The sequence below is a fragment of the Cyclobacterium sp. 1_MG-2023 genome (assembly GCF_030546805.1).
Lineage (GTDB): Bacteria > Bacteroidota > Bacteroidia > Cytophagales > Cyclobacteriaceae > Cyclobacterium.
Window position 1 is genome coordinate 67,351 of the sequence record NZ_JAUOPC010000003.1, and the last position, 20,917, is coordinate 88,267.

Here is a 20,917-nt window from a genome sequence, read left to right on the forward strand (position 1 = left end):
AACTAGCCATGAAGGAATACCTGGATTTATATAAAAACGAATTATTAAATAATGTAATTCCCTTTTGGGAAAATAATAGCCCGGATAAAGAATATGGAGGCTTTTTTACCTGCCTTAATAGGCAGGGAGAGGTCTACGACACAGACAAATTCTTGTGGCTGCAAGCTAGGCAGGTTTGGATGTTTGCTGTAATGTATGATCAGGTGGAGGCAAGAAAAGAATGGCTTGATTTGGCAAAGCAGGGGGCTGATTTCCTAATTCAACACGGGAGGGACAAAAATGGAGCTTTTTATTTCTCATTAGACCAAAAAGGAAAGCCTTTGATTCAGCCTTATAATATATTTTCCGATTGCTTTGCAGCCATGGCTTTTGCTGCGCTAAATAAAGTGGCCCCAAATGATGCCTACGCTTCCATTGCAGTGAATACCTTCGAGAACATTCTTAAGAGAAGGGACAATCCAAAAGGTATTTACAACAAAACATTTCCGGGAACAAGAGATTTAAAAAGTTTTGCCTTGCCCATGATATTGAGCAATTTAACGCTTGAAATGGAGTCTTTGCTAGATAAGGAGAAGGTTGAAGAATTGGTTCCTACAGTTATCCATGAGGTGATGGATGTTTTTTATCAAGAGGAATCCGGCTTAATTTTGGAAAATGTGAACTTGGATGGAAGTTTTTCTAATTCCCATGAGGGGAGGTTAACAAGTCCCGGTCATGCCATAGAGGCCATGTGGTTTATGCTAGACTTAAGCCAAAAGTATAAGGATGAAGATTTGTGTCAGAAAGCCATTGCAACAGGATTAAAAACTTTAGAGTATGGCTGGGACAAAACTTATGGAGGGATTTTTTATTTTTTGGATATTTTGGGCCATCCCTCGGAAAAGTTAGAGTGGAATCAAAAATTGTGGTGGGTCCATTTGGAAACTTTGGTGTTTTTATCAAAAGCTTATGCCATCACGGGCAATAATGATTGTCTTCAATGGTTTTATAAGGTACATGAATATACCTGGAATCATTTTAAAGACCCTGATTCTTCTGAATGGTTTGGTTACCTGGACAGGTATGGCAAAATTCAATTGCCACTCAAGGGTGGCAAGTGGAAAGGATGTTTTCATGTACCCAGAGGGCTGTATCAGGTTTGGAAAAGTCTTGAAAAAATTCAATAGTTAATATGAGTCCCTAGTCCGGCGATTGGCTTGGAAGCAAATTTATTCCGGAACAAGAAAACAATTGCAGGCTTTGGATTTAATTCTAAGCAAAATATAATATTGAGACAATGAATAGAAGAAACTTCATGGGCAAGGTGGTAATGGGGGGAGGCACCATTGCTACAGCTACACTTTCAGGTTTATCGGCACATGCTAACCAAGGAGCGAAGAGGGTTCAAATAAACGAAAGTGGCAAAGTATTCAAAGCAGATTTAATCATTGCAGGGGGAGGACTGGGAGGCTGTTCAGCTGCTTTTGCAGCATTGAGAAATGGCTTGACTGTAGTGATGACCGAAGAGACAGATTGGTTAGGAGGTCAGCTGTCTCAGCAAGGAGTGCCGCCGGATGAGCATCAATGGATAGAAACGCATGGGGCCCCCGAATTGTACCGGGTTTTTAGAGAGAAAATCAGAGATTATTACAAAAGGTGTTACCCTTTAACTCCCGAAGCTGCCGCCAACAAAAGGCTCAATCCGGGGGGAGGGTCAGTCTCACGACTTTGTTTTGAACCGAAGGTAGGCCACCTTGTTTTGCAAGAAATGTTTGCATCCTATGAAAGTTCTCGAAAACTCATTATACTCAAGCAGCACAAGGTAGAGACTGCCAAAGTCCATGGGAAAAGGGTGCAATCGCTGATTGCTACAAATACAATTACAGGAAATACTTCCTTATTGGAAGGTGAATATTTTGTGGACGCTACTGAATTGGGGGACTTGCTGCCTCTTACAGGTACGGCTTATATCACCGGAAGCGAAGCGAAGGGAGACACCGGAGAATTCCATGCAGGGGTGACCCACCGGCCTGAGAACAACCAAGCCTTTACAGTCTGCTTTGCCATTGACTATGTTAAAGGGGAGGACTGGACCATACCTAAGCCTTCTGACTATGAGTTTTGGAAAAATTTCGAACCCCAAATGAACCCTCCCTGGGCGGGGAAAATGCTGGAACTTAATTACAGCAGTCCAAAAGACTTGAAGCCAAAAGCCCTTGGTTTTCATCCGGAAAGTGTGAAAACAGGCGACAGTTTAAATTTGATGGTTTACAGGAAAATTATTGAGCAGAAAAATCATCAACCGGGCTTTTATGAGGGAGATGCTACCCTCGTCAACTGGCCACAAAATGATTATGTGTCGGGTAATATTGTGGATGTAAGTGAAGAAACCTTTAAAAAACATGTTGATGCAGGAAAACAGCAGAGCTTGTCATTGCTTTATTGGCTGCAAACAGAAGCCCCTCGGCCTGATGGGGGCAAAGGTTGGCCGGGCCTTAGGCTCAGGAATGATCTGATGGGAACACAAGATGGTTTGGCCAAATATCCATATGTAAGGGAATCAAGAAGGATAAAAAGTTTGTTCACGGTTTTAGAGGAACATGTGGGGGCAGCCCAGCGGGCGCAGGTTTCAGGCTTAGAGGGGAAGGCTTTAAAAGCCGCAGAATTTCATGATAGCGTAGGGATAGGTTATTACCATATCGATTTGCACCCCAGCTGTGGAGGTGATAATTACATTGATTTTGGTTCATTGCCATTTCAAATACCTTTAGGAGCGTTAATTCCTCAAGAAACAGAAAACCTTTTACCAGCCAATAAAAATATTGGCACCACTCATATTACCAATGGATGCTATAGATTACACCCCGTTGAGTGGAGTATAGGTGAGGCAGTAGGTATGTTGGTGCCCTTTGCAATTGGTAAAAAAGAGCAACCCAAAAACATTCGGGAAAACAGCTCTTTATTAAAGGAATTTCAATCTTTTGTAAGGTCTCAGGGTATTGAAACCAGTTGGCCGCAGGCTTAAGTAATGGCCGCAGTACTGTATTGCTAAGAGAAAAAGTAAAAAGCTTGAAAACCATTGATTTTCAAGCTTTTTTATTACTTATCTTATTTATTTGGCTCCGATTTTTTTAACCAACCATTCGTGACCTTCTTTGCTTTGTTCAGCATAACGCCAGTGTGCGGCATCATGATAAAGCGATAATTCCTTTTCTCCGGGAACCACATTGTAGGCAGAATACATAGAGGTAGGAGGGCATACATTGTCATTGAAACCCCAAGAATAGAAGCCGGGGACTTTCACAAACCTTGCAAAGTTTACCACATCATAATACTTGGATGTTTCAATTCGGTTCGGCTGATTGCTCCATTCATCTCTAAATAAATGTGGCCAACCACCGGCTCTACCATGAAGGTAGCCTGTGAGGTCAGAAAGGGCAGGGTAATAACTTACCAAATATTTAATTCTTTCATCTAAACCGGCTGTGATAATGGATAAAGCACCTCCTTGGCTTCCGCCCATGACACCAATATTTTCACCGTCAAACTCTTCCTGAGCAAAGATAAAATCCACAGCTCTTACACAGCCAAGGTATACTCGCTTGTAATAATATTTGTCTTTATCATCCAAGAAGATGCGGTTATAGTTGGCCAATGCACCGGCTCTTAGATCCTGGTACAATGATGAATTGTATAAATTTACCGGAATACCATGAATTCCAATTTGAAGAGAGATAACATTTTGATTGATATTCGCACCATAGTAGGGTCTGATTCCGGCGCCAGGAACATGCAAGATTGCAGGATATTTTCCCGGCTTCTTGGGCTTGGTTAGGATACCATAGATTTCACCACTAATATTTTTAAAGGATACATGGTAAACATTGGTATGGTGGGTAGATCTTTCGGGGATTAAGGTTAATACAGGCTCCAGAGGTATATCTTTTAAAGCTGCTTTTCCCTTGTCCCAAAATTCTTTAAAATCATCAGGTAAGGTGGTTGTAGGCTGAATTTCTAAAGGTGCAATTCCGGCTGTTCCTGTATTGGTATAGGTTTCTCCGTTTTCTCTATAGGTTACTTGACACCTTACAAAGCCAGGGACATCAAGTTTTCCACCTTTTAAAGTAGTTGTTCCCTTTTTTAATGTTTCTGTTCCGGTCAAAACAGGCTCCATTTTTTCCGGCCCAATTTGATATTCGATTTCAGCTCCTTCGACTAACTGACCGAACTTGTAAATGGCCACATCAAATGATATGTTATCACCTTTTTCATAAATTTTATCGGTTGATGATGGGCTAACCATTATCCTGATAAGGTCTCCTTGTTGAGATTGAGCAGATACAAATCGGCTGAACACCAGTCCGATTAATAATAACAATAAAACGTGTTTTTTCATTGAATAATGATTTTGTTTAATATTGGTTTTTTGAATTAATAAATTGTCAGGTAATAAAGTTATAAACTAATGCCTTTTAAAGCCAAAAAGTACAATAAATATTCAATTTTTAAAGAGGTCTATATCTATATGTAATTCATGTGGTAGGCCAGTCGGTTTGATTCTAGCACCTGCTGAATGGCTATTATTTTCCAATACTTCTGAAACCCTGAACTTTTTTAGGGGGAAGTGGGAAGGAACGATTTTTTAGGTTAAATAACCTTAAAGTTGGGTTAAGACCTTCTTTTAAAAATATATTCATGGTATGAAATAGGAATAATCCATTATTTTGGCCAAATTTGTACTTACCCAGAGAAATAATACCCGCTAATTTTATAGAAAGTACCGGATTGACCCGTATTTTTTCATTCCGCAGGTGCTACTAATAATGATAAAATTAGGATGACTTGATTGGTGTTTACTGGATTATCGGTCTTATAACCGGCAAAAAACTAACGAAAGAACAAAAAATAATTTATGGCAAAATCGAAAGAAACTTTTAACAAAAAAGAAAAAGAGAAAAAAAGATTAAGGAAGAAGAAAGAGAAGGAAGAAAAAAAAGAAGCCAGGAAATCTAATTCCAACAAAGGGGGAGATCTTGATGACATGATAGCCTATGTAGACGAAGATGGTAATATCACTTCAACCCCACCGGATCCTACCGTTAAGAAAAAGAAAATTGAGCTTGAAGACATTGAAGTAAGTGTATCCAAACAAGCTCCAATTGATCCTGAAGATCTAAGAAGAAAAGGAAAAGTTACCTTTTTTAACGAATCTAAAGGTTATGGATTTATTAAAGATCTAGAATCTCAGGATAGTATATTTGTCCATGTGAAAGGACTGGTTGATGATGTCAGAGAAAATGACCAAGTAACCTTTGAAACCGAAAAAACACCTAAAGGCTTAAGTGCTATAGATGTGAAATTGGCAACTTAAGCATTTGTGCTAATTTATATATAAAACATTTTATCTGGGTATGTTTGAATTAACATAGCTATCTTAGTCAAGATACCTGAAACCCAGGACTAAAATAAGAATCCATTCACCCTTTCCGCTTATAGGTAAGGATGAATGGATTTTTTCATTTGAAACTATTCTAATGATAGATGCCTTAAATCCAGATGGTATTGCTGAAATTAACTTTGAATAGGCCAATAATGCTACATTAGAATCACAAAGGGCCGGTTGAAATTGTGGTTTACAGTAAAATCTGTTTCAATTCCTCCCAGTTTTTAACTCTTTCATGATTTTTCGGGTCGGCATTTTCATTGTGTGGCTGGGTAAACAAATAAGTCTTTCCTTTAAAATAATCAAGGTTTTTAAAATGATCATCTATCATGATGTCGGTATTGATTATTTCTTTGGAACCACAGAAAACCATTTGTTGCCAAGTAATAAAGGGAAAGTGTTCACTTAACCATAAGTGCTTCTCTCCCAGGCTTAATGGGAATTCTGTGGCAGCAGAAACTATAAAAATCTTATAAACCTTAGATAATTCCTCAACCACCTGCTTGGCACCGGAAATTAGCGGTGCTGTTTCAAAAAAACCTTTGGCGTTTACGTGTTTTAATAGGTGCGGAAATGCCTCTCCTTCTGTTAAACCTATCATGTCTTTTTGATTCAGACGTTCTCCGGTTTCTGCAAAATGCATGTCAATAAACTGTGTATAAACATCTGCCAAAACCCCATCCATGTCTATGGCGATTGTTTTCATGAATCTTTCTTGTTTAGCGCATCCACCAATTGACGATTGAGTTTTCTCTCTCTTTCCAGGGTGTTCCTTCTGTGTAATTCAAATTCCTCGCGAAGGTCCTCTAAGCTTTGTTGGGTTTCTGCAGTCACTTGGTGACTTCTTTTAAACCTGAAGTAGGAAATAACTAGTATTAAAATCAAAAGAATAATTATGCCCCATACCAAATTGTTGTAAAAATTCTTGTGTAATAACATACCAAAAATACTGAAGCTGTCCTTTTCTTCCACAGCTCGGTCAAAATCGGCTTTGGTGGTACTTAGTTTTTGGTTCAAGTCATTTATTTGGGTTTTGTTTTCCTGCAGGGTAGCCTTCAGCTCCTGAATGGTAGATTTATACCCACTTAATGAATCCAAAATATTGGTTCTTAGTTTTTCCAGGGAACGTAATTTAATGACCTTATACTCTTGGTAGTTAGTAGAAACCTTTTTAATATATTCAAATTGTTCCTCAATCGTGCCATTCTCTAATTCTGCTGTTGAGGGAGCGGATTGTTCCTGAGCCGATAAGTTAAAGCTTATGGATAAAAATAAGGTGAATAAAAAATGGCGAATCATCATAATACAATTGGTTAATTTATTTATTGTTCTATTCCTAGATTATCAATTTCCGTGCAAAATAAGGAAAATTTAAATTTTATGTTCATTTGCACAGGGTACATTCTCCATCTATGCTAGTCAAGCATAAATGCAATATCTAGAATGTAAATTTAAAATAATTTTTACGCTTTCAATATTTCCTAAAAAACCTAGGAGTTGGTTTAATGTTTATTAATTAAACCTCATCTATGGCTTTGAGAATACGTTCACAAGCAAGATGAATTTCCTCATTACTTATGGTTAGTGGAGGAGCTATTCTCATGGCATTTTCGCAATATAAAAACCAATCCGTGATAACTCCATCTTCAATGCAACGGTCAATTATAGGTTTCAATATTTCAAATGAATCAAAAGCTACAGCCATCATCAGCCCTTTGTTTCTAATCTCCTTAATCTTAGGATGTTTTAGCAAACTTTTAAATAGTTCAGCTTTTTCTTCAACTGTTTCAATTAAATTTTCTTCTAAAATCACCTCTATGGTGGCCAACGAAGCAGCTGCACTTACCGGATGACCGCCAAATGTTGTTATATGCCCTAATAAGGGGTTTTCTTTGAATACCTCCATGATTTCTTTGGAGGCAATAAAAGCTCCAATGGGCATTCCTCCGCCCATACCTTTGGCGCAAACCACTATATCCGGTATGATTCCGAAATGTTCAAAGGCCCAAAATTTTCCTGTCCTGCCAAATCCTGCTTGTACTTCATCCAAGATTAATAGGGTGCCGGTTTGGTCACATCTTTCCCGAAGGGCCTTAAAATATTGCTTGTCGGCCACACGTATTCCTGCTTCACCTTGTATGGTTTCCAAGATTATTGCCGAGGTTTCTGTGCTAATGTGTTTGAGTTGTTCCTTGTCTCCGTATTGGATATTTCTCACTCCGGGTAATAAGGGTCTATAGGCTCTTTTAAATATTTCATTACCTCCAACTGAAAGTGCACCATGTGAAGAACCGTGGTAGGCGTCTATGCATGAAATTATTTCTCTGCGGTTATTGTATCTTTTGGCGAGTTTGAGGGCTCCTTCAATCGCCTCGCTACCACTATTTACCAAGTATACATTGTCCAGGCTTTCTGGTAATGTATTGACAAGGGCCTGGGCTAAAAGGGATTGCGGTTGTTGTACATATTCTCCATAAACCATAAGATGTAAGTACTTGTCCAATTGTTTATGAATGGCTTCCAGAACTTTAGGGTGGCGATGACCAATATTGCTTACGCCAATGCCTGAAATTAAGTCCATGTATTTTTCACCATTGGGACCAAACATATAAATTCCCTCTGCCTTTTCTATTTCTATCAAGAGAGGGAAATCGGTCGTTTGTGCCAAATGAGATAAAAATAACTGTCGGTTGTTCATAATAATAAATACAAATGAAAATATACTGGGATTAATTACCACTTTTTGTGGCAATCATCAGCAAAACAAAAGTAATCATAATATGTCCTGTAATGAAACCTTAATTGATTAAGGAAGCTTTAAATGATTTTAATTAATTGAAATCTTATGCATTTTAATGCATGAAATTCGCCGAAATAGAGAAATTTATGCCGATTAATTAAGGTTTATCTGCTACAAATCATTTAATTTGAGAAACACATATTCTTAAACCAAAAATATACCAATGAAATCAAAATTATTTTCTTTGTTTTTAGTCTTGGGCGTCACTGTTGCTTTTTCTGTTTCTGCTCAAGAAAAAGATATTAAATTGCCACCTCAAGCTACCGAGTTTTACGAACCGGTTGTGCAACCTGTTAAGCCGGGAAATGAAAATCACCTGCCACCGGCGGATGCGATTGTACTGTTTAATGGGAGTAGTTTGGACGCTTGGGTAAGTGAGAAAGATGGGAGTTTCCCTAAATGGGAAGTTAAAGATGGTGTTTTCACCGTAGTGGCAAAAACCGGAGGAATTAAAACCAAAGAAACTTTTGGTGATGTTCAAGTTCACTTGGAATGGCGTTCACCCAGTGAAGTAAAGGGAGATGGGCAAGGACGTGGTAATTCAGGTTTTTTCTTAATGGGAAAATATGAATTGCAGATTCTCGACTCTTATGAAAACAAAACCTATTCTAATGGCCAAGCAGCAAGTATTTACAAGCAGCATCCACCATTGGTAAATGCTACACGCCCTCCTGGAGAATGGAATACCTATGATGTGATTTTTACTGCTCCGGGATTTGACTCTAAAGGCATGTTAGTATCTCCCGCTAGAATTACAGTATTGCACAACGGAATTCTTGTACAAAACAATGTAACACTGCATGGGCCTACTGAATATATAGGGATTCCTCATTATGTGGAGCATGAGGAAGAATTACCTTTTCATATCCAGGACCATGGCAACCCCGTTAGTTTTAGGAATATATGGGCGAGAAAGTTAGATTGATTTACCATTCTAATAATTAAAATTAACGATGAACTCCAGAAGAAAATTTATTCATAAATCAATTCTTACTTCGGCAGGCTTGGCCACCTTACCCAACCTATTGTCTGCAGAGCATTTAAATGCACGGTCTAAACGTGTGGGAGCCAATGATCAAATTAACTTTGGGTTAATTGGCTGCAAGGGAATGGGCTGGTCAAATATGCACAGTCACTTAAGAATTCCTGAAGTCAACTGTGTAGCATTGGCAGATGTGGATCAAAGTGTTTTGGATCAACGTACCGAAGACGTGTACAAGCTTCGAGGGAAAAGGCCAAAACAGTACAAGGATTACAGGCTGATGCTTGAAGATCCTGATATAGATGCAGTAATCATTGGGACTCCGGATCATTGGCATTGTTTGAATTTGATTGATAGCCTTTCTGCAGGTAAACATGCTTATACCGAAAAGCCCTTGGCTAATTCCATAGAAGAATGTAACCTGATGGTGAAGGCTGCGGATAGGTACGGTAAATTGGTGCAAGTAGGCCAATGGCAACGTAGTGGTTCTCAGTATGCCCAGGCCATAGAGATGGTTAAATCCGGCAAGCTGGGAAATATTAGGTTGGTCAAAACTTGGGCCTACCAAGGATGGATGAATCCTGTCCCCCAATTACCCAACAGCCAGCCTCCTGCAGGTGTTGATTATAAGATGTGGCTTGGTCCGGCTCCTGACAGACCTTTCAATGCTAACAGGTTTCATTTTAACTTTCGTTGGTTTTGGGATTATGCAGGAGGATTGATGACAGATTGGGGCGTGCATGAAATTGATATAGCCCTATATGCCATGGGGGTAAGTGCGCCTAAATCAGTGATGGCATCAGGTGGTAAATTGGCCTATCCTGATGATGCTTCTGAAACGCCGGATACCCTTCAAACAGTATATGAATACGATGGTTTTAATATGCTATGGGAACATGCAACGGGAATAGATGGAGGAAATTACGGAACCACTGAAGGCATCGCCTTTATTGGGAACAATGGTACACTGGTGGTCAATAGAGGCGGTTGGAAAGTCATTGCTGAAACCGAAAATGTCAATGGCATGAAAAAAGAGAAAATTGAAGCATTAGAACTTGTCAAGCCGGAGTGGCCTGCTCAAAGAATGCATAGCAAAAACTTTGTGGAAGCCATGAAAGCCAATGATCCGTCTTTGCTCCACTGTGGAATCAAAACAGGCTCCGTAGCGGCAATCAATGCTCATATGGGAAATATCGCCTATAAATTGGGCGAGAAAATTTATTGGGATGCAGAGAAAGGACAGTTTACAAGTGGAAAAGCCAATAAGTTAATTAAAGCCAACTACAACAATGGTTGGAAATTACCTAAAGTATAAAAGCAAAAAAGGGATGTCAATTGCATCCCTTTTTTTATTGTCTTTGTAGTATTTTAGCTAGAGTAATTCCAAGCATTAATAGTAACTTGTCCTGTTGTTTTACATATGGGGTGTAAGCAGAAGAAAATAAGTTTATTTGGAGGCTACTGCTTAACACCGCAAGACTTAATAGACTCCCAAAAAGGGTCGGAAACAACCCAAAAATGACTGATATTGAAATGATGTCCCCATGAAATTAATGCCCTTGGCCCTATTAATTCCAGAAGCAGGTAACGGACCTGCTCAGTAGTTTTCAAGCATCTTTTTAATATGTGCTTTTGCATTGAACATGTCTTGGAACTCATCCTGGATCACATGCCCCTTGTCTAGCAGATAAGTTACTCTTTTTGGAATGCCTATAATTGGTACCAAGGCATCGTATTTTTTACATACTTCTCCGGAGACATCAGAAAGCAATTCAAATGGTAATTTATTGGATTTTTTGAAACGAAGATGTGTTTCCATATCGTCCCTGCTGATCCCAATTACCGGCAAATCTAAATCTCTGAATTCTTCAAATTGATCTCTGAATTCACAGGCCTGAGCCGTACATCCGCCGGTAAAATCTTTTGGATAAAAATAGATTACACATGCTTTACCAAAAAAATCCCTTGAAAGTTTAAAATCTGAACCAGAAGTAGAAGGTAATGTGAAGTCCGGTGCTTTTTGACCTTTTCTTAATCCCATGTTTTTTTAGTTAGTCAAACAATTTTTGATAGAAATAGTTTTCTTTTCCTGCTTTTATCTTTTTTTCGGAACCAATTTATACAAAAAGGACTTTTATTGGGGGAATTTTTATTCACTATTTAAAACGTTTATTTTGAGTAATTCAAGTGTAAAGCACATGTTGCTGGCTGTGTGTTTTTTCGCACTAATGAATGTAGTTGTAAAGACCTTGCCCCATATTCCGGCCATAGAAATTATTCTCTTTCGATCCGTATTTAGTTTTATTGCCAGTTACCTTATCTTAAAGAAAAAATCAGTCCCTGTTTTTGGGAATAATAAGAAGCTTTTGGTAATAAGGGGTATCGTTGGTTCTATAGGCTTGATTACATTTTTTTACACCTTGCAGAATATTCCTTTAGCGAGTGCTGTAACCATTCAGTATTTAGGCCCAATTTTTACAAGTATCTTAGGGATTTTTATCGTCAAAGAAAAAGTCAAACCCAAGCAGTTTTTGTTTTTTGCCATTGCCTTTTCCGGAGTGATAATGATAGAAGGATTTGACCCGAGAATTAATGGTTTGTTTTTGGTAATTGGTATTACCTCAGCTCTGTTTTCCGGTTTGGCCTATAACGTGATCAGAAGACTAAAAAATACCGAACACCCCTTGGTTATCGTGTTTTATTTTCCACTTGTAACCATTCCAATTGCCGGATTAATAAGTATGCTTTACTGGAAACAACCTGAAGGGTGGGATTGGGCTTTCCTCTTTTTGGTAGGAGTTTTATCTCAGCTAGCCCAGTATTTTATGACCATTGCTTACCAAAATGCTAATTTGGCCAAGGTGTCTAATTTAAATTACCTTGGAATAATTTTTGCGCTTGGATTCGGATATGTTCTTTTTGAAGAAACCTATAACCTGTATACTTATGGAGGGATGTTATTGGTGCTTACCGGTGTGATCTTAAACTTTTTGTATGCCAGGAAAGCCGAGGTAAAATAATGGCTTAAAATGTGGTTTAAGCCGCTTAAACCTGTAAATTTGAAATTTATAGCATCACTTTTATGAAAATAACCAAAGACCTTTACCACAGTTCTCTGACTTTATTAACTGATTATTACCAATTTACCATGGCCTATGCCTATTGGAAAGCGGGAAAAGCAGAGGAAGAAGCCATCTTCAATCTATTTTTTAGGAAAAATCCTTTCCAAAGTGGATTTACGATAGCTGCCGGATTAGATTATATCATTGATTATTGTCGCAATATGACCTTTGGCGACAATGATTTAGCTTTTCTGGCTGAAATGAAAGACGAAAAAGGGGATAAGGTTTTTGAAAGTGGTTTTATTGACTATTTGAAAAACATGACCTTTAGCTGTGACATAGATGCAGTAGAAGAAGGTGAAGTTGTTTTTCCCAATATGCCTATGGTAAGGGTAAGGGGCCCACTCATACAGTGTCAACTATTGGAAACACCCTTATTGAATATCATTAATTTTCAAACTTTAATTGCTACCAAGGCAGCAAGAATGGTCTTAGCCGCCAATGGAGACCCTGTGATGGAGTTTGGCTTAAGGAGGGCTCAAGGAATAGATGGGGCACTTGCTGCTAGCCGGGCTTCTTATATTGGAGGCTGTTCTTCCACTTCAAATGTGATGGCCGCAAAGCTATTTGGCATTCCGGTTTCCGGGACACATGCCCATAGTTGGATTATGTCGTTTGAAAATGAATTAGCAGCTTTCGAATCTTATGCTGAAACCTTTCCTGACAATACCATTTTGCTTGTGGATACCTATGATATTGTTCAAGGAGTCAAACATGCAATAGAAGTTGCTGAGAAGTTAAAAAAGAGAGGCAAAGCATTGAAAGGAATTAGAATCGATTCCGGAGATTTAGCTTATTTCAGTAATTTGGCCAGGAAAATGCTAAATGAGGCTGGTTTTCCAGAGGTTAAGATTGTGGCAAGCAATGATTTGGATGAGCATATTATTACCTCTTTGAAAATGCAAGAGGCCTCAATTGATGTTTGGGGAGTAGGGACCAAGCTGGTTACTGCCTATGACCAACCTGCCTTAGGTGCTGTGTATAAATTGTCCGCATTAAAAAGTAAAAATGGAGAATGGGTCCCTAAAATAAAATTGTCTCAACAATCCATAAAAATTAATATTCCCGGCCATCACAATGTACTGAGGTATTCTGCAAATGGAAAGGCAATAGCGGACATGATTTACCTAGAAGGTTTGCAACAGGGAGATAAAGTGACGATAATTGACCCCATAGATCCTACCCGAAGAAAGAAAATCTCCGTAGGGAATGCAGAAGCTGAGGTTTTGCTTAAACCAATCTTTGTCAATGGTAAGAAAGTATATGAGCGGCCCAGTATTCAGCAGATTCGACAAAGGACACAAGATAGGCTTGCCATCTTTGATAAAACCCATAAGAGGTTGATCAATCCCCACATCTATCCGGTTGGGCTTGAGGCAAGTTTACACGAATTCAGAACAGCCTTGGTGCTTAAAGCTAAATCTATGGACAATGGCAATTGATCTCAATAATAGCGCTCTTATTATAGTGGACGTGCAAAATGACTTTTTGCCGGGTGGTGCGCTTGCGGTAAATGATGGGGATAAAGTGATACCTGTGATCAATAAGTTACAAGAAAATTTTGAGTTCATCGTGGCTACCCAAGACTGGCACCCCTCAAATCATGGAAGTTTTGCAGCCAACCATGAAGGTAAACAAGTGGGGGAAACTGTTGGTTTAAATGGTCTTGAGCAAATTTTATGGCCTACACATTGTGTGGAAGAATCTTTTGGAGCAGCTTTTCATCAAGAATTAGATCATAATAATTGGCGTGAAGTTTTTAAGAAGGGGACCAATCCGAAAATTGATTCCTACAGTGGATTTTTCGACAACGGCAGGAAAGAACAAACCGGATTGGGGGATTACCTAAAAAGCAAGAAGATAGCAAAGGTATTTGTTACAGGTCTAGCTGCCGATTACTGTGTGAAGTTCACTGTAATGGACGCCTTAGATTTAGGTTTTCAGACCTTTTTGATTACAGATGCCACAAAAGGAGTCAATTTAGCTGCCAATGATACCTTGGATGCTTTCAATGAAATGGAGAAGAAGGGGGCTGTGCTGCTTCAAAGTGATGATTTGCTTTGAGCATAATATTAAAATAAGTGAGTTGACCTCAGAAGTGTTTGGTGAAATTAAAAGCCGGAGTTCTAAATTGCTAATCTTATAGGTAATAAGAAAAGCCATCAGAATATGATTCTGATGGCTTTTTTCAATAAATAAGTTTCAATTTACCTAAACCTCTGAATCATTGGTTGCATGCAATTTGCCCATTTCTTGGTCGATGGTCCATAAACCAACGCCTTCTTCACCAATAATATCAAAAATTTCTAAAGCGCGTCTTGCAACGGTTTCTTCTTCACGTTGTTCTGTCACATACCACTGCATAAAACTAAAAGTGGCAAAATCCTTAACATTGAAACAATGATCTACAATGTTATTTATGGATTTAGTAACTTCTATTTCATGTTCCAGTATCAATTCGAATACTTCTCTTAAAGAGTTGAAATGCTGCCTGATATCTGTAATCTCAGGTTGTATCGCATGTCCACCGGCTTCGTTTATATACCTAAACAATTTCAGCATATGGCCTCTTTCCTCCTCAGCATGGTCATAGAGAAATTTCGCAGAATGGGAAAATCCTTGCATTTCAGCCCATGAAGCCATGGAAAGGTAGTAGGCAGATGATTTGCCTTCCATTTCCACTTGTTTGTTTAGCTTTTCCTCAGTATCCATCAATAAGGACCTTTTTAAGGTCACAATTTCTTTTTCCTTGATATTCATAAGTTTCCTCTTTTTTAGTTGGGCAACTATTCTTTTATTATAAAATCATAAAAGAGTTGGCATTTGCCTTTTTTCTTACTGCACTGTATTTTAAGATAAAGATAGTTAAAATCAACTGCCGACAAACCAATCTTTTGCTACAAATATTAATTTTAAAACATTCTAATTCTAAGGAAGGACCATTACCTCAATTTTGCTGGCAAACTTTTCGGTATGAAAAACCCTATGGGTGGCTTTGACAAAGTCTTCCTCATCAGCTTCAAAAATGTTTTGTACATATTTCTGGGGATTGCGATCAATCAGTGGAAACCAAGTACTCTGAATTTGAATTTGTATTTTATGACCCTTCTTAAAAGTATGGAAAAGGTCCTGTAAACTGAAATCTATAGCAGTTATTTGATCGGGTATAAAGGGTTTTGGAAACTCAAAACTTTCTCTATATCTTCCTCTGATAACCTCCGAACGAACCATAAGATGGTAATTTCCCATGTCAACTCCATCTAAAACATAAGCATGGTTAGGTTGGTCTCCGGGAAAAATATCAATGATTTTAACTACCCAATCTGCATCCGTTTGAGAAGTGGCAACTTTTAATTTTGCCATAACCTCCCCCGCAAGTGTCATGTCCTGGCTTAATACTTCACTCGTAAAGGTCAGTACGTCCGGTCTTCTGGCTGCAAATCGCTGGTCATCTGCCATGTATTTTCTTGGCGTAAAGTTAAGCTTGATATCTTGGCTGTAAGGAACAGGGTTGGAGGGGTCTGAAGTAAAAGTGGTAAATCTATTTCCCTCCGGAGTGGTATCAGAAAGTCCCCCTTTTTCTTGAAAGTAAAAGCTTTTCCATTGACTTTCTTTTGGAGGCCATTCTTCGAATTTTTCCCATTTATGTCTTCCGGTATCAAACATATACGCTTCTGGAAGAGCCGGTTTGCCCGTTTCGGATCCCTTAAGGTAATGATTGAAAAAAACACGTTCTATATTTGCTTGGTACCATGTGGAGATAGAATCACCAAAATAAATATTAGAAATAACCTGAGGCCCACGTTCTCTAGACCAGTCACCATGAGACCAAGGCCCCATAACTATGGTGTTATTGGTGTTAGGGTTATTCTTTTCGATGGTTTTATAGATTGTAAGTGGGCCATAGAGATCTTCGGCATCAAACCAACCTCCAACAGTTAATACTGCAGGTTTCACTTCTTTTAAATGCGGAATAATGCTTCTCTTCTGCCAGAAAGCATTGTAATCCGGATTGTTTTTTAATTGTTGCCAGAAAAAATTATCTTCACCATACCATTTATTGGCATTTTTTAAAGGCCCCATGTCCATAAAAAATTGATAGCCATCGTTTGTTTCCGGATTCACCATGCCATACCAAGCTTCCTGGGTTGGTCCTTCCTTTTGGTAGCCGAAAACTGAAGTGGCCAACCAATAACTTAAGAAGTAAGCACCGTTGTGGTGGAAATCATCAAAGTAAAAATCCCCTATAGGGGCTTGAGGTGAAACGGCTATAAGGTTGGGGTGGGCAAAGGGAAGTGCGGCGGCACTATAAAACCCCGGATAGCTGATTCCCCATATGCCTACCTTTCCATTGTGGTTATTGATATTGGCGAGCAACCATTCTATGGTATCGTAGGTGTCGGTGCTTTCGTCTATTTGGTTGGAATTTCTTTCTGACTTTGATAGGGTGGGGCGCATATTGTCATAGGACCCTTCCGACATCCAACGACCTCTCACATCTTGGTAGACAAAAATATATCCTTCGTCCATTAAAAACTGAGAAGGACCAAGCTTGCTTTTCATATTTCCTGAACCATATGGGCCGGCGCTATAGGGTGTCCTTTGCATCAATATCGGAAATGGCTGGGATAAGTCTTTAGGGCTGTAGACGATGGTGTGCAGATGAACGCCATCCCGCATAGGGATGTCATATTCTGTTTTATCATACCTGTTACCAACTTGTGATAATGCCGGGTTTGTGGTCAGCAAAAATATAGAGAATAAGACCAGAGGTTTGAAGCAGTGTTTCATGACCATATTATTTTGTTAGGGGTTTAGGCTTTAATAAAGATATTATTTTTTACCCTTAATTGCCCTCAAATTGCTTAGCTTTGCTGTTAATATAATTCTTATTTCATTGATTTTGGATAGAATCTAAGAAATTTAAAAGGGTAAATCACTGATATCCAGTGAAAGTTTAATTTGTAAATTAAGTAAATGAAGACCATTGCTTTAATTCCTGCACGGTTTGGAGCCACACGTTTTCCTGCAAAATTATTAGCAGATTTAAGAGGAAAGCCATTGATTGCAAGAACTTATTTGAGTACCATGGCCACCAATGTTTTTGACGATGTGATGGTGGTGACCGACCATGAGTCCATTGCGGAAGCTGTTAGAAATGAAGGAGGTAAAGTGTTTTTCAGCCAAAAGGCACATGAAAGTGGTTCAGATAGGATAGCTGAGGCTGCTGCATCAATTGACGCTGATATTATTGTAAACGTGCAAGGAGACGAGCCCTTTCAAGACAGGGAATCCCTTTCCAACCTCGTGCATGCCTTCGAAGATGAGAAGGTGGAAGTGGCTTCTTTGATGTCGCCCATTTCTGAACAGAGCTTGATAAACAATCCAAATATTGTAAAGGTGGTCACTGATCAGGAAAGTTTCTCACTTTACTTTAGCCGTTCTCCAATTCCTTTCAAAAGAAATGAAGCTTCTTCGCCTCAGTATTTTCGACATATAGGGATATATGCTTATAAAAAGGACTTGCTGATGGCATTTACCAAGTGGGAAAAGTCTTCTTTGGAAAATATTGAAATGCTAGAACAATTGAGGTTATTAGAAAACGGTATTCGCATTAAAATGGTGGCTACCCACCATCAGGCTGTTGCCATAGATGTACCTGAAGACCTAGAGCGAGCCCTCGTTTATTACGATAAAAATCATTCTTCGTAAATACCTACTATACAGGTGCATTTAGGCATTACTTTTCTAAATTCAATAAATTCAAAGTATGAACGGCTACCAAACCGGCAGTTTCTGTTCTTAAGCGGTGTTTTCCTAAAGAGCTGGGTTTAAAACCATTGTTTATGGCTAAAGTAATTTCTCCAGGACTAAAATCTCCCTCAGGACCGATTAAGACAAGGTAAGACTGCCCAATAGAGGCTTGTTGCATCAGATGTTGATCATTGTCTTTGTCAACGTAAGCGATAAATCGTTCATGTGCATGAAAAGCAGGATCAGAAATAAATTTATCGTAGTCTACAATAGGGTTAATTTCAGGCAACCAGGTTTTAAAACTTTGTTTACAAGCTGATATAAGCTTTTTTTGAAGACGGTCTAATTTCAATCTTGTCCTTTCGATGTGGGCAGTTTTCAAAAATGTGATTTCATTGAAACCTATTTCGGTGATTTTTTCAAGCATCCATTCCATCCGGTCGATATTTTTGGTGGGGGCAATGGCCAAATGGATATGGAATTTCTCCATGGGTGTGAAAAGCTGCTCTACAATCTTAAGCCGGCATTTTTTAGGATTATTGTCTTCAATTTGACAGGTAAACAAAGACCCTTTACCATTTGTAAATAAGACGGTATCACCGATGTTTTTTCTTAGAACCTTTCCTAAGTGATTGGATTCCTGTGGGTCCAAAGTAAATACCTCTCCGTTAATCTCCTCTTCATAAAAAAGCTGCATGGCATTGTTGTTTATTCCTTCGAATTTATAAAATTAACCTTAAAGGTTAAATAGGATTTGTTTATTATTGTAATAGAAATATTTTGATTGAAAACGAAATTAATTTTATAATGGAAACTAAATCTGACCTAACCCAAAAAATTCTTTCAGCGAATGATTTAGCTTGGCAGACCTGGCTGGAAGAGATTCTTTCTGCTTTTGATTGTGTTACAGGTACCTTGCATGTACTGAATAAGGATACAGGACTTTTGGAACTTCAAGCGCAAGTGGGAATTCCTGATTTTTTATTGCCTAAAATGAGTACAATTCCGGTTGGAAAAGGAATGGCAGGAATAGCTGCGGAGCGAATGGAAGCAGTTCAAGTTTGTAATCTCCAAACCGATGATTCAGGAGTGGTAAGACCCGGCGCAAAAGATACAAAAGTGGAAGGAGCCATTACAGCCCCAATGATTGTTAAAGGAAAACTTTATGGAACTTTAGGCATTGCCAAAAAGGATCCATATGAATTTAATGATGAAGAAACAAGTGCACTTATGAGGATCGCCTCCGCCATCGCACAAAAAATAAATTAAACTTAAATAAAATCCGAAATAGGTAATTGAAGGCCTATCTCTTCCTTATTGGTTAAGTTGATTAGGTCAATAAAATCCCCTTCGAACTGCCGTTTACCTTGTTGGTGATAGCTATGCTGAAGGGGATATATTATTTATATGGGTATTAGTGCTCGATAAGTCAAGCGTTTTATCCTTGCTAAACCTTTACGAAAATTTTCAAGCGGTATAATATGTACAAAAATATCCAGACCAAAAGTAGTGCTCCAAAGGCTTGAAAAACCGGATGCCATTCTTCAGGAAGTGGGGCATAAAGGCCTGCAAATAGTTTTTCACTGGTAAAACGGAAATTGATAAAGCTAAAGGCAAAGTAAATGGTCAAGGAATTTAGCCCAATCACCTGAAAGAAAAATGCCCATTTTCTAATTTTCCATACGTCTATTACCACATAGAACAATAGTAAGGTTAGGAATGCCATTCCGCTTGTCAGGAGAATAAAAGAGCTGCTCCAAAGATGTTTATTAATAGGGAAGTGCAAGTCCCAAATTAAAGCTAAAATGATGCCGATTACCCCAGCAACAGCCAGTTGTTTAATTTTTTTTGAGTCCAACCAAGCTTTAGTGAGGATTTCTCCAGCTAAGGTACCGAAAATTGTTAGACAGAGGGCCGGTATTTGGGTCAATAGGCCCAATTCATCATAGATCTCCTGCTTTAATATACCCGGCATAAATGTGCGGTCAAACCATCCTACTAAATTTCCTTCAATACTCAAATCTCCGGCACCATAACCGGGAACAGGAATTAGGAATAAAGCTGCATAATATACCAGTAGGGTGGCCATAGCAATGCCTAACCTTTTATAGAAATCAAAATTTAAATACACGAAGGTGGCTATAAAAGTAGCTATTCCTATCCGGCCCAACACACTGCCATACCTAATTTGAGAAGGTTCAAAAATAGGAACAGGCGAGTTTTTGTATAAAATTCCCAAAAGAATGAGTACCAACATTCTCGAAAATGTTTTTTTATAAAGGGTTGGTTTGGACATTCCAAGTTTTCTTCCTTTATTTAATGAGAACGTTAACGAAACTCCGGCAATAAATAAGAATAGTGGGAAGATAAAGTCATAAAATGAGAATCCATTCCAAGCAGGATGGTAGAATTGTCCGGCAATCCAGTCTATAGCAGGAATACCGGTTTTATCTTTTAATAATACCAAAAAGGCTCCGGCTCCTGCGATTAATAACATATCAAAACCTCTTAATGCATCAATAGAGAGTAGTCTTTTAGATGTTTGGGGAGAGGAAGATGTTGGAGCATTTAACGCTGATTCTTTTTGATTGAAGGGAGTGTTTGCCATGACAAAGACTTTCAGTAAATTGGACGAGTTAATTGAATACCTTAAAGTGCCAATTTATTCTAAATTTATGAAATAAAAAAGCTAATTAATTTTCATTAGTTACAATTTATTTGGAGAAATTAGTTGTAGATTTTATTTATATATGGTATAATAATATTATTGTGCAAAAAATACTGTGTCAAATAATTACACTAAACAGTGAAAAATATGTGAAGGCCTTATGATTCTT

The 20,917-nt window shown here is 38.5% G+C and carries 19 protein-coding genes; 10 read left to right on the forward strand and 9 right to left on the reverse strand.

Features of this window, described 5'->3' with window-relative positions:
* Positions 1-8 precede the first annotated feature (8 nt).
* Together Q4534_RS04955 and Q4534_RS04960 are read left to right on the forward strand one after the other, a co-directional pair.
* Positions 9-1,166 carry an AGE family epimerase/isomerase gene (locus tag Q4534_RS04955; RefSeq protein WP_303612067.1) on the forward strand — a complete coding sequence of 386 codons (1,158 nt, stop codon included), beginning with the start codon at positions 9-11 and terminating at the stop codon, positions 1,164-1,166.
* Between the two features lie 110 nt (positions 1,167-1,276).
* Entirely contained in the window at positions 1,277-3,004 is a 1,728-nt protein-coding gene (locus tag Q4534_RS04960) for an FAD-dependent oxidoreductase (protein WP_303612068.1), read from the forward strand.
* Positions 3,005-3,091: 87 nt separating this feature from the next.
* Here the strand turns inward: Q4534_RS04960 and Q4534_RS04965 are convergent, their stop codons facing one another.
* The gene (locus Q4534_RS04965) at positions 3,092-4,375 is read right to left on the reverse strand and encodes an acetylxylan esterase (RefSeq protein WP_303612069.1); all 1,284 of its coding nucleotides are present in this window, start codon (positions 4,373-4,375) and stop codon (positions 3,092-3,094) included.
* Between the two features lie 516 nt (positions 4,376-4,891).
* Between Q4534_RS04965 and Q4534_RS04970 the strand changes: the two genes are divergently transcribed.
* The gene (locus tag Q4534_RS04970) at positions 4,892-5,350 is read left to right on the forward strand and encodes a cold-shock protein (RefSeq protein ID WP_014022859.1); all 459 of its coding nucleotides are present in this window, start codon (positions 4,892-4,894) and stop codon (positions 5,348-5,350) included.
* 262 nt (positions 5,351-5,612) lie between these two features.
* Here Q4534_RS04970 and Q4534_RS04975 read toward each other — a convergent pair whose 3' ends face one another.
* From Q4534_RS04975 to Q4534_RS04985, 3 genes are all read right to left on the reverse strand, one after another.
* Entirely contained in the window at positions 5,613-6,128 is a 516-nt protein-coding gene (locus Q4534_RS04975; RefSeq protein WP_303612070.1) for a 5' nucleotidase, NT5C type, read from the reverse strand.
* Positions 6,125-6,724, reverse strand: a complete 600-nt coding sequence (locus Q4534_RS04980; protein WP_303612071.1) for a hypothetical protein — start codon at positions 6,722-6,724, stop codon at positions 6,125-6,127. Before Q4534_RS04980 ends, Q4534_RS04975 begins: the two co-directional genes overlap by 4 nt.
* A gap of 214 nt (positions 6,725-6,938) precedes the next feature.
* Complete coding sequence (locus Q4534_RS04985; RefSeq protein WP_303612072.1) at positions 6,939-8,120, reverse strand: aspartate aminotransferase family protein; 1,182 nt, start codon at positions 8,118-8,120, stop codon at positions 6,939-6,941.
* 265 nt (positions 8,121-8,385) lie between these two features.
* Here Q4534_RS04985 and Q4534_RS04990 point away from each other — a divergent pair, with 265 nt between their 5' ends.
* Positions 8,386-9,147, forward strand: coding sequence for a DUF1080 domain-containing protein (locus Q4534_RS04990; protein WP_303612073.1), 762 nt, complete (start codon positions 8,386-8,388; stop codon positions 9,145-9,147).
* Positions 9,148-9,175: 28 nt separating this feature from the next.
* Complete coding sequence (locus Q4534_RS04995; protein WP_303612074.1) at positions 9,176-10,519, forward strand: Gfo/Idh/MocA family protein; 1,344 nt, start codon at positions 9,176-9,178, stop codon at positions 10,517-10,519.
* A gap of 282 nt (positions 10,520-10,801) precedes the next feature.
* Here the strand turns inward: Q4534_RS04995 and Q4534_RS05000 are convergent, their stop codons facing one another.
* A complete protein-coding gene (locus Q4534_RS05000; RefSeq protein WP_303612075.1) occupies positions 10,802-11,245 on the reverse strand; it encodes a peroxiredoxin in 444 nt (147 codons plus the stop codon).
* A 157-nt stretch (positions 11,246-11,402) separates the two neighbouring features.
* Between Q4534_RS05000 and Q4534_RS05005 the strand changes: the two genes are divergently transcribed.
* The 3 genes from Q4534_RS05005 to pncA all read left to right on the forward strand — a co-directional run bounded on the left by Q4534_RS05005 (position 11,403) and on the right by pncA (position 14,390).
* A complete protein-coding gene (locus tag Q4534_RS05005; RefSeq protein ID WP_303612399.1) occupies positions 11,403-12,224 on the forward strand; it encodes a DMT family transporter in 822 nt (273 codons plus the stop codon).
* Positions 12,225-12,286: 62 nt separating this feature from the next.
* Positions 12,287-13,768, forward strand: coding sequence for a nicotinate phosphoribosyltransferase (locus Q4534_RS05010; protein ID WP_303612076.1), 1,482 nt, complete (start codon positions 12,287-12,289; stop codon positions 13,766-13,768).
* Positions 13,758-14,390: a bifunctional nicotinamidase/pyrazinamidase gene (gene pncA / locus Q4534_RS05015; RefSeq protein ID WP_303612077.1), complete on the forward strand. Its 633-nt coding sequence runs from the start codon at positions 13,758-13,760 to the stop codon at positions 14,388-14,390. The genes Q4534_RS05010 and pncA overlap by 11 nt, the downstream gene beginning before the upstream one ends.
* A gap of 147 nt (positions 14,391-14,537) precedes the next feature.
* Here pncA and Q4534_RS05020 read toward each other — a convergent pair whose 3' ends face one another.
* Together Q4534_RS05020 and Q4534_RS05025 are read right to left on the reverse strand one after the other, a co-directional pair.
* On the reverse strand, positions 14,538-15,086 hold the full coding sequence (locus tag Q4534_RS05020) for a ferritin (RefSeq protein ID WP_303612078.1): 549 nt from the start codon (positions 15,084-15,086) through the stop codon (positions 14,538-14,540).
* A 168-nt stretch (positions 15,087-15,254) separates the two neighbouring features.
* Entirely contained in the window at positions 15,255-17,117 is a 1,863-nt protein-coding gene (locus tag Q4534_RS05025) for a CocE/NonD family hydrolase (protein WP_303612079.1), read from the reverse strand.
* A gap of 186 nt (positions 17,118-17,303) precedes the next feature.
* Here Q4534_RS05025 and kdsB point away from each other — a divergent pair, with 186 nt between their 5' ends.
* Positions 17,304-18,038, forward strand: a complete 735-nt coding sequence (kdsB, locus tag Q4534_RS05030; RefSeq protein WP_303612080.1) for a 3-deoxy-manno-octulosonate cytidylyltransferase — start codon at positions 17,304-17,306, stop codon at positions 18,036-18,038.
* Between the two features lie 28 nt (positions 18,039-18,066).
* Here kdsB and Q4534_RS05035 read toward each other — a convergent pair whose 3' ends face one another.
* Positions 18,067-18,777, reverse strand: a complete 711-nt coding sequence (locus Q4534_RS05035; RefSeq protein WP_303612081.1) for a 16S rRNA (uracil(1498)-N(3))-methyltransferase — start codon at positions 18,775-18,777, stop codon at positions 18,067-18,069.
* 110 nt (positions 18,778-18,887) lie between these two features.
* Between Q4534_RS05035 and Q4534_RS05040 the strand changes: the two genes are divergently transcribed.
* Entirely contained in the window at positions 18,888-19,349 is a 462-nt protein-coding gene (locus Q4534_RS05040; RefSeq protein WP_303612082.1) for a GAF domain-containing protein, read from the forward strand.
* 178 nt (positions 19,350-19,527) lie between these two features.
* On the opposite strand, the gene Q4534_RS05045 is transcribed toward Q4534_RS05040, so the two are convergent.
* Positions 19,528-20,688 (reverse strand): acyltransferase family protein, encoded by a 1,161-nt coding sequence (locus Q4534_RS05045; protein WP_303612083.1) that lies wholly within the window; start codon positions 20,686-20,688, stop codon positions 19,528-19,530.
* Positions 20,689-20,917: the final 229 nt, after the last annotated feature.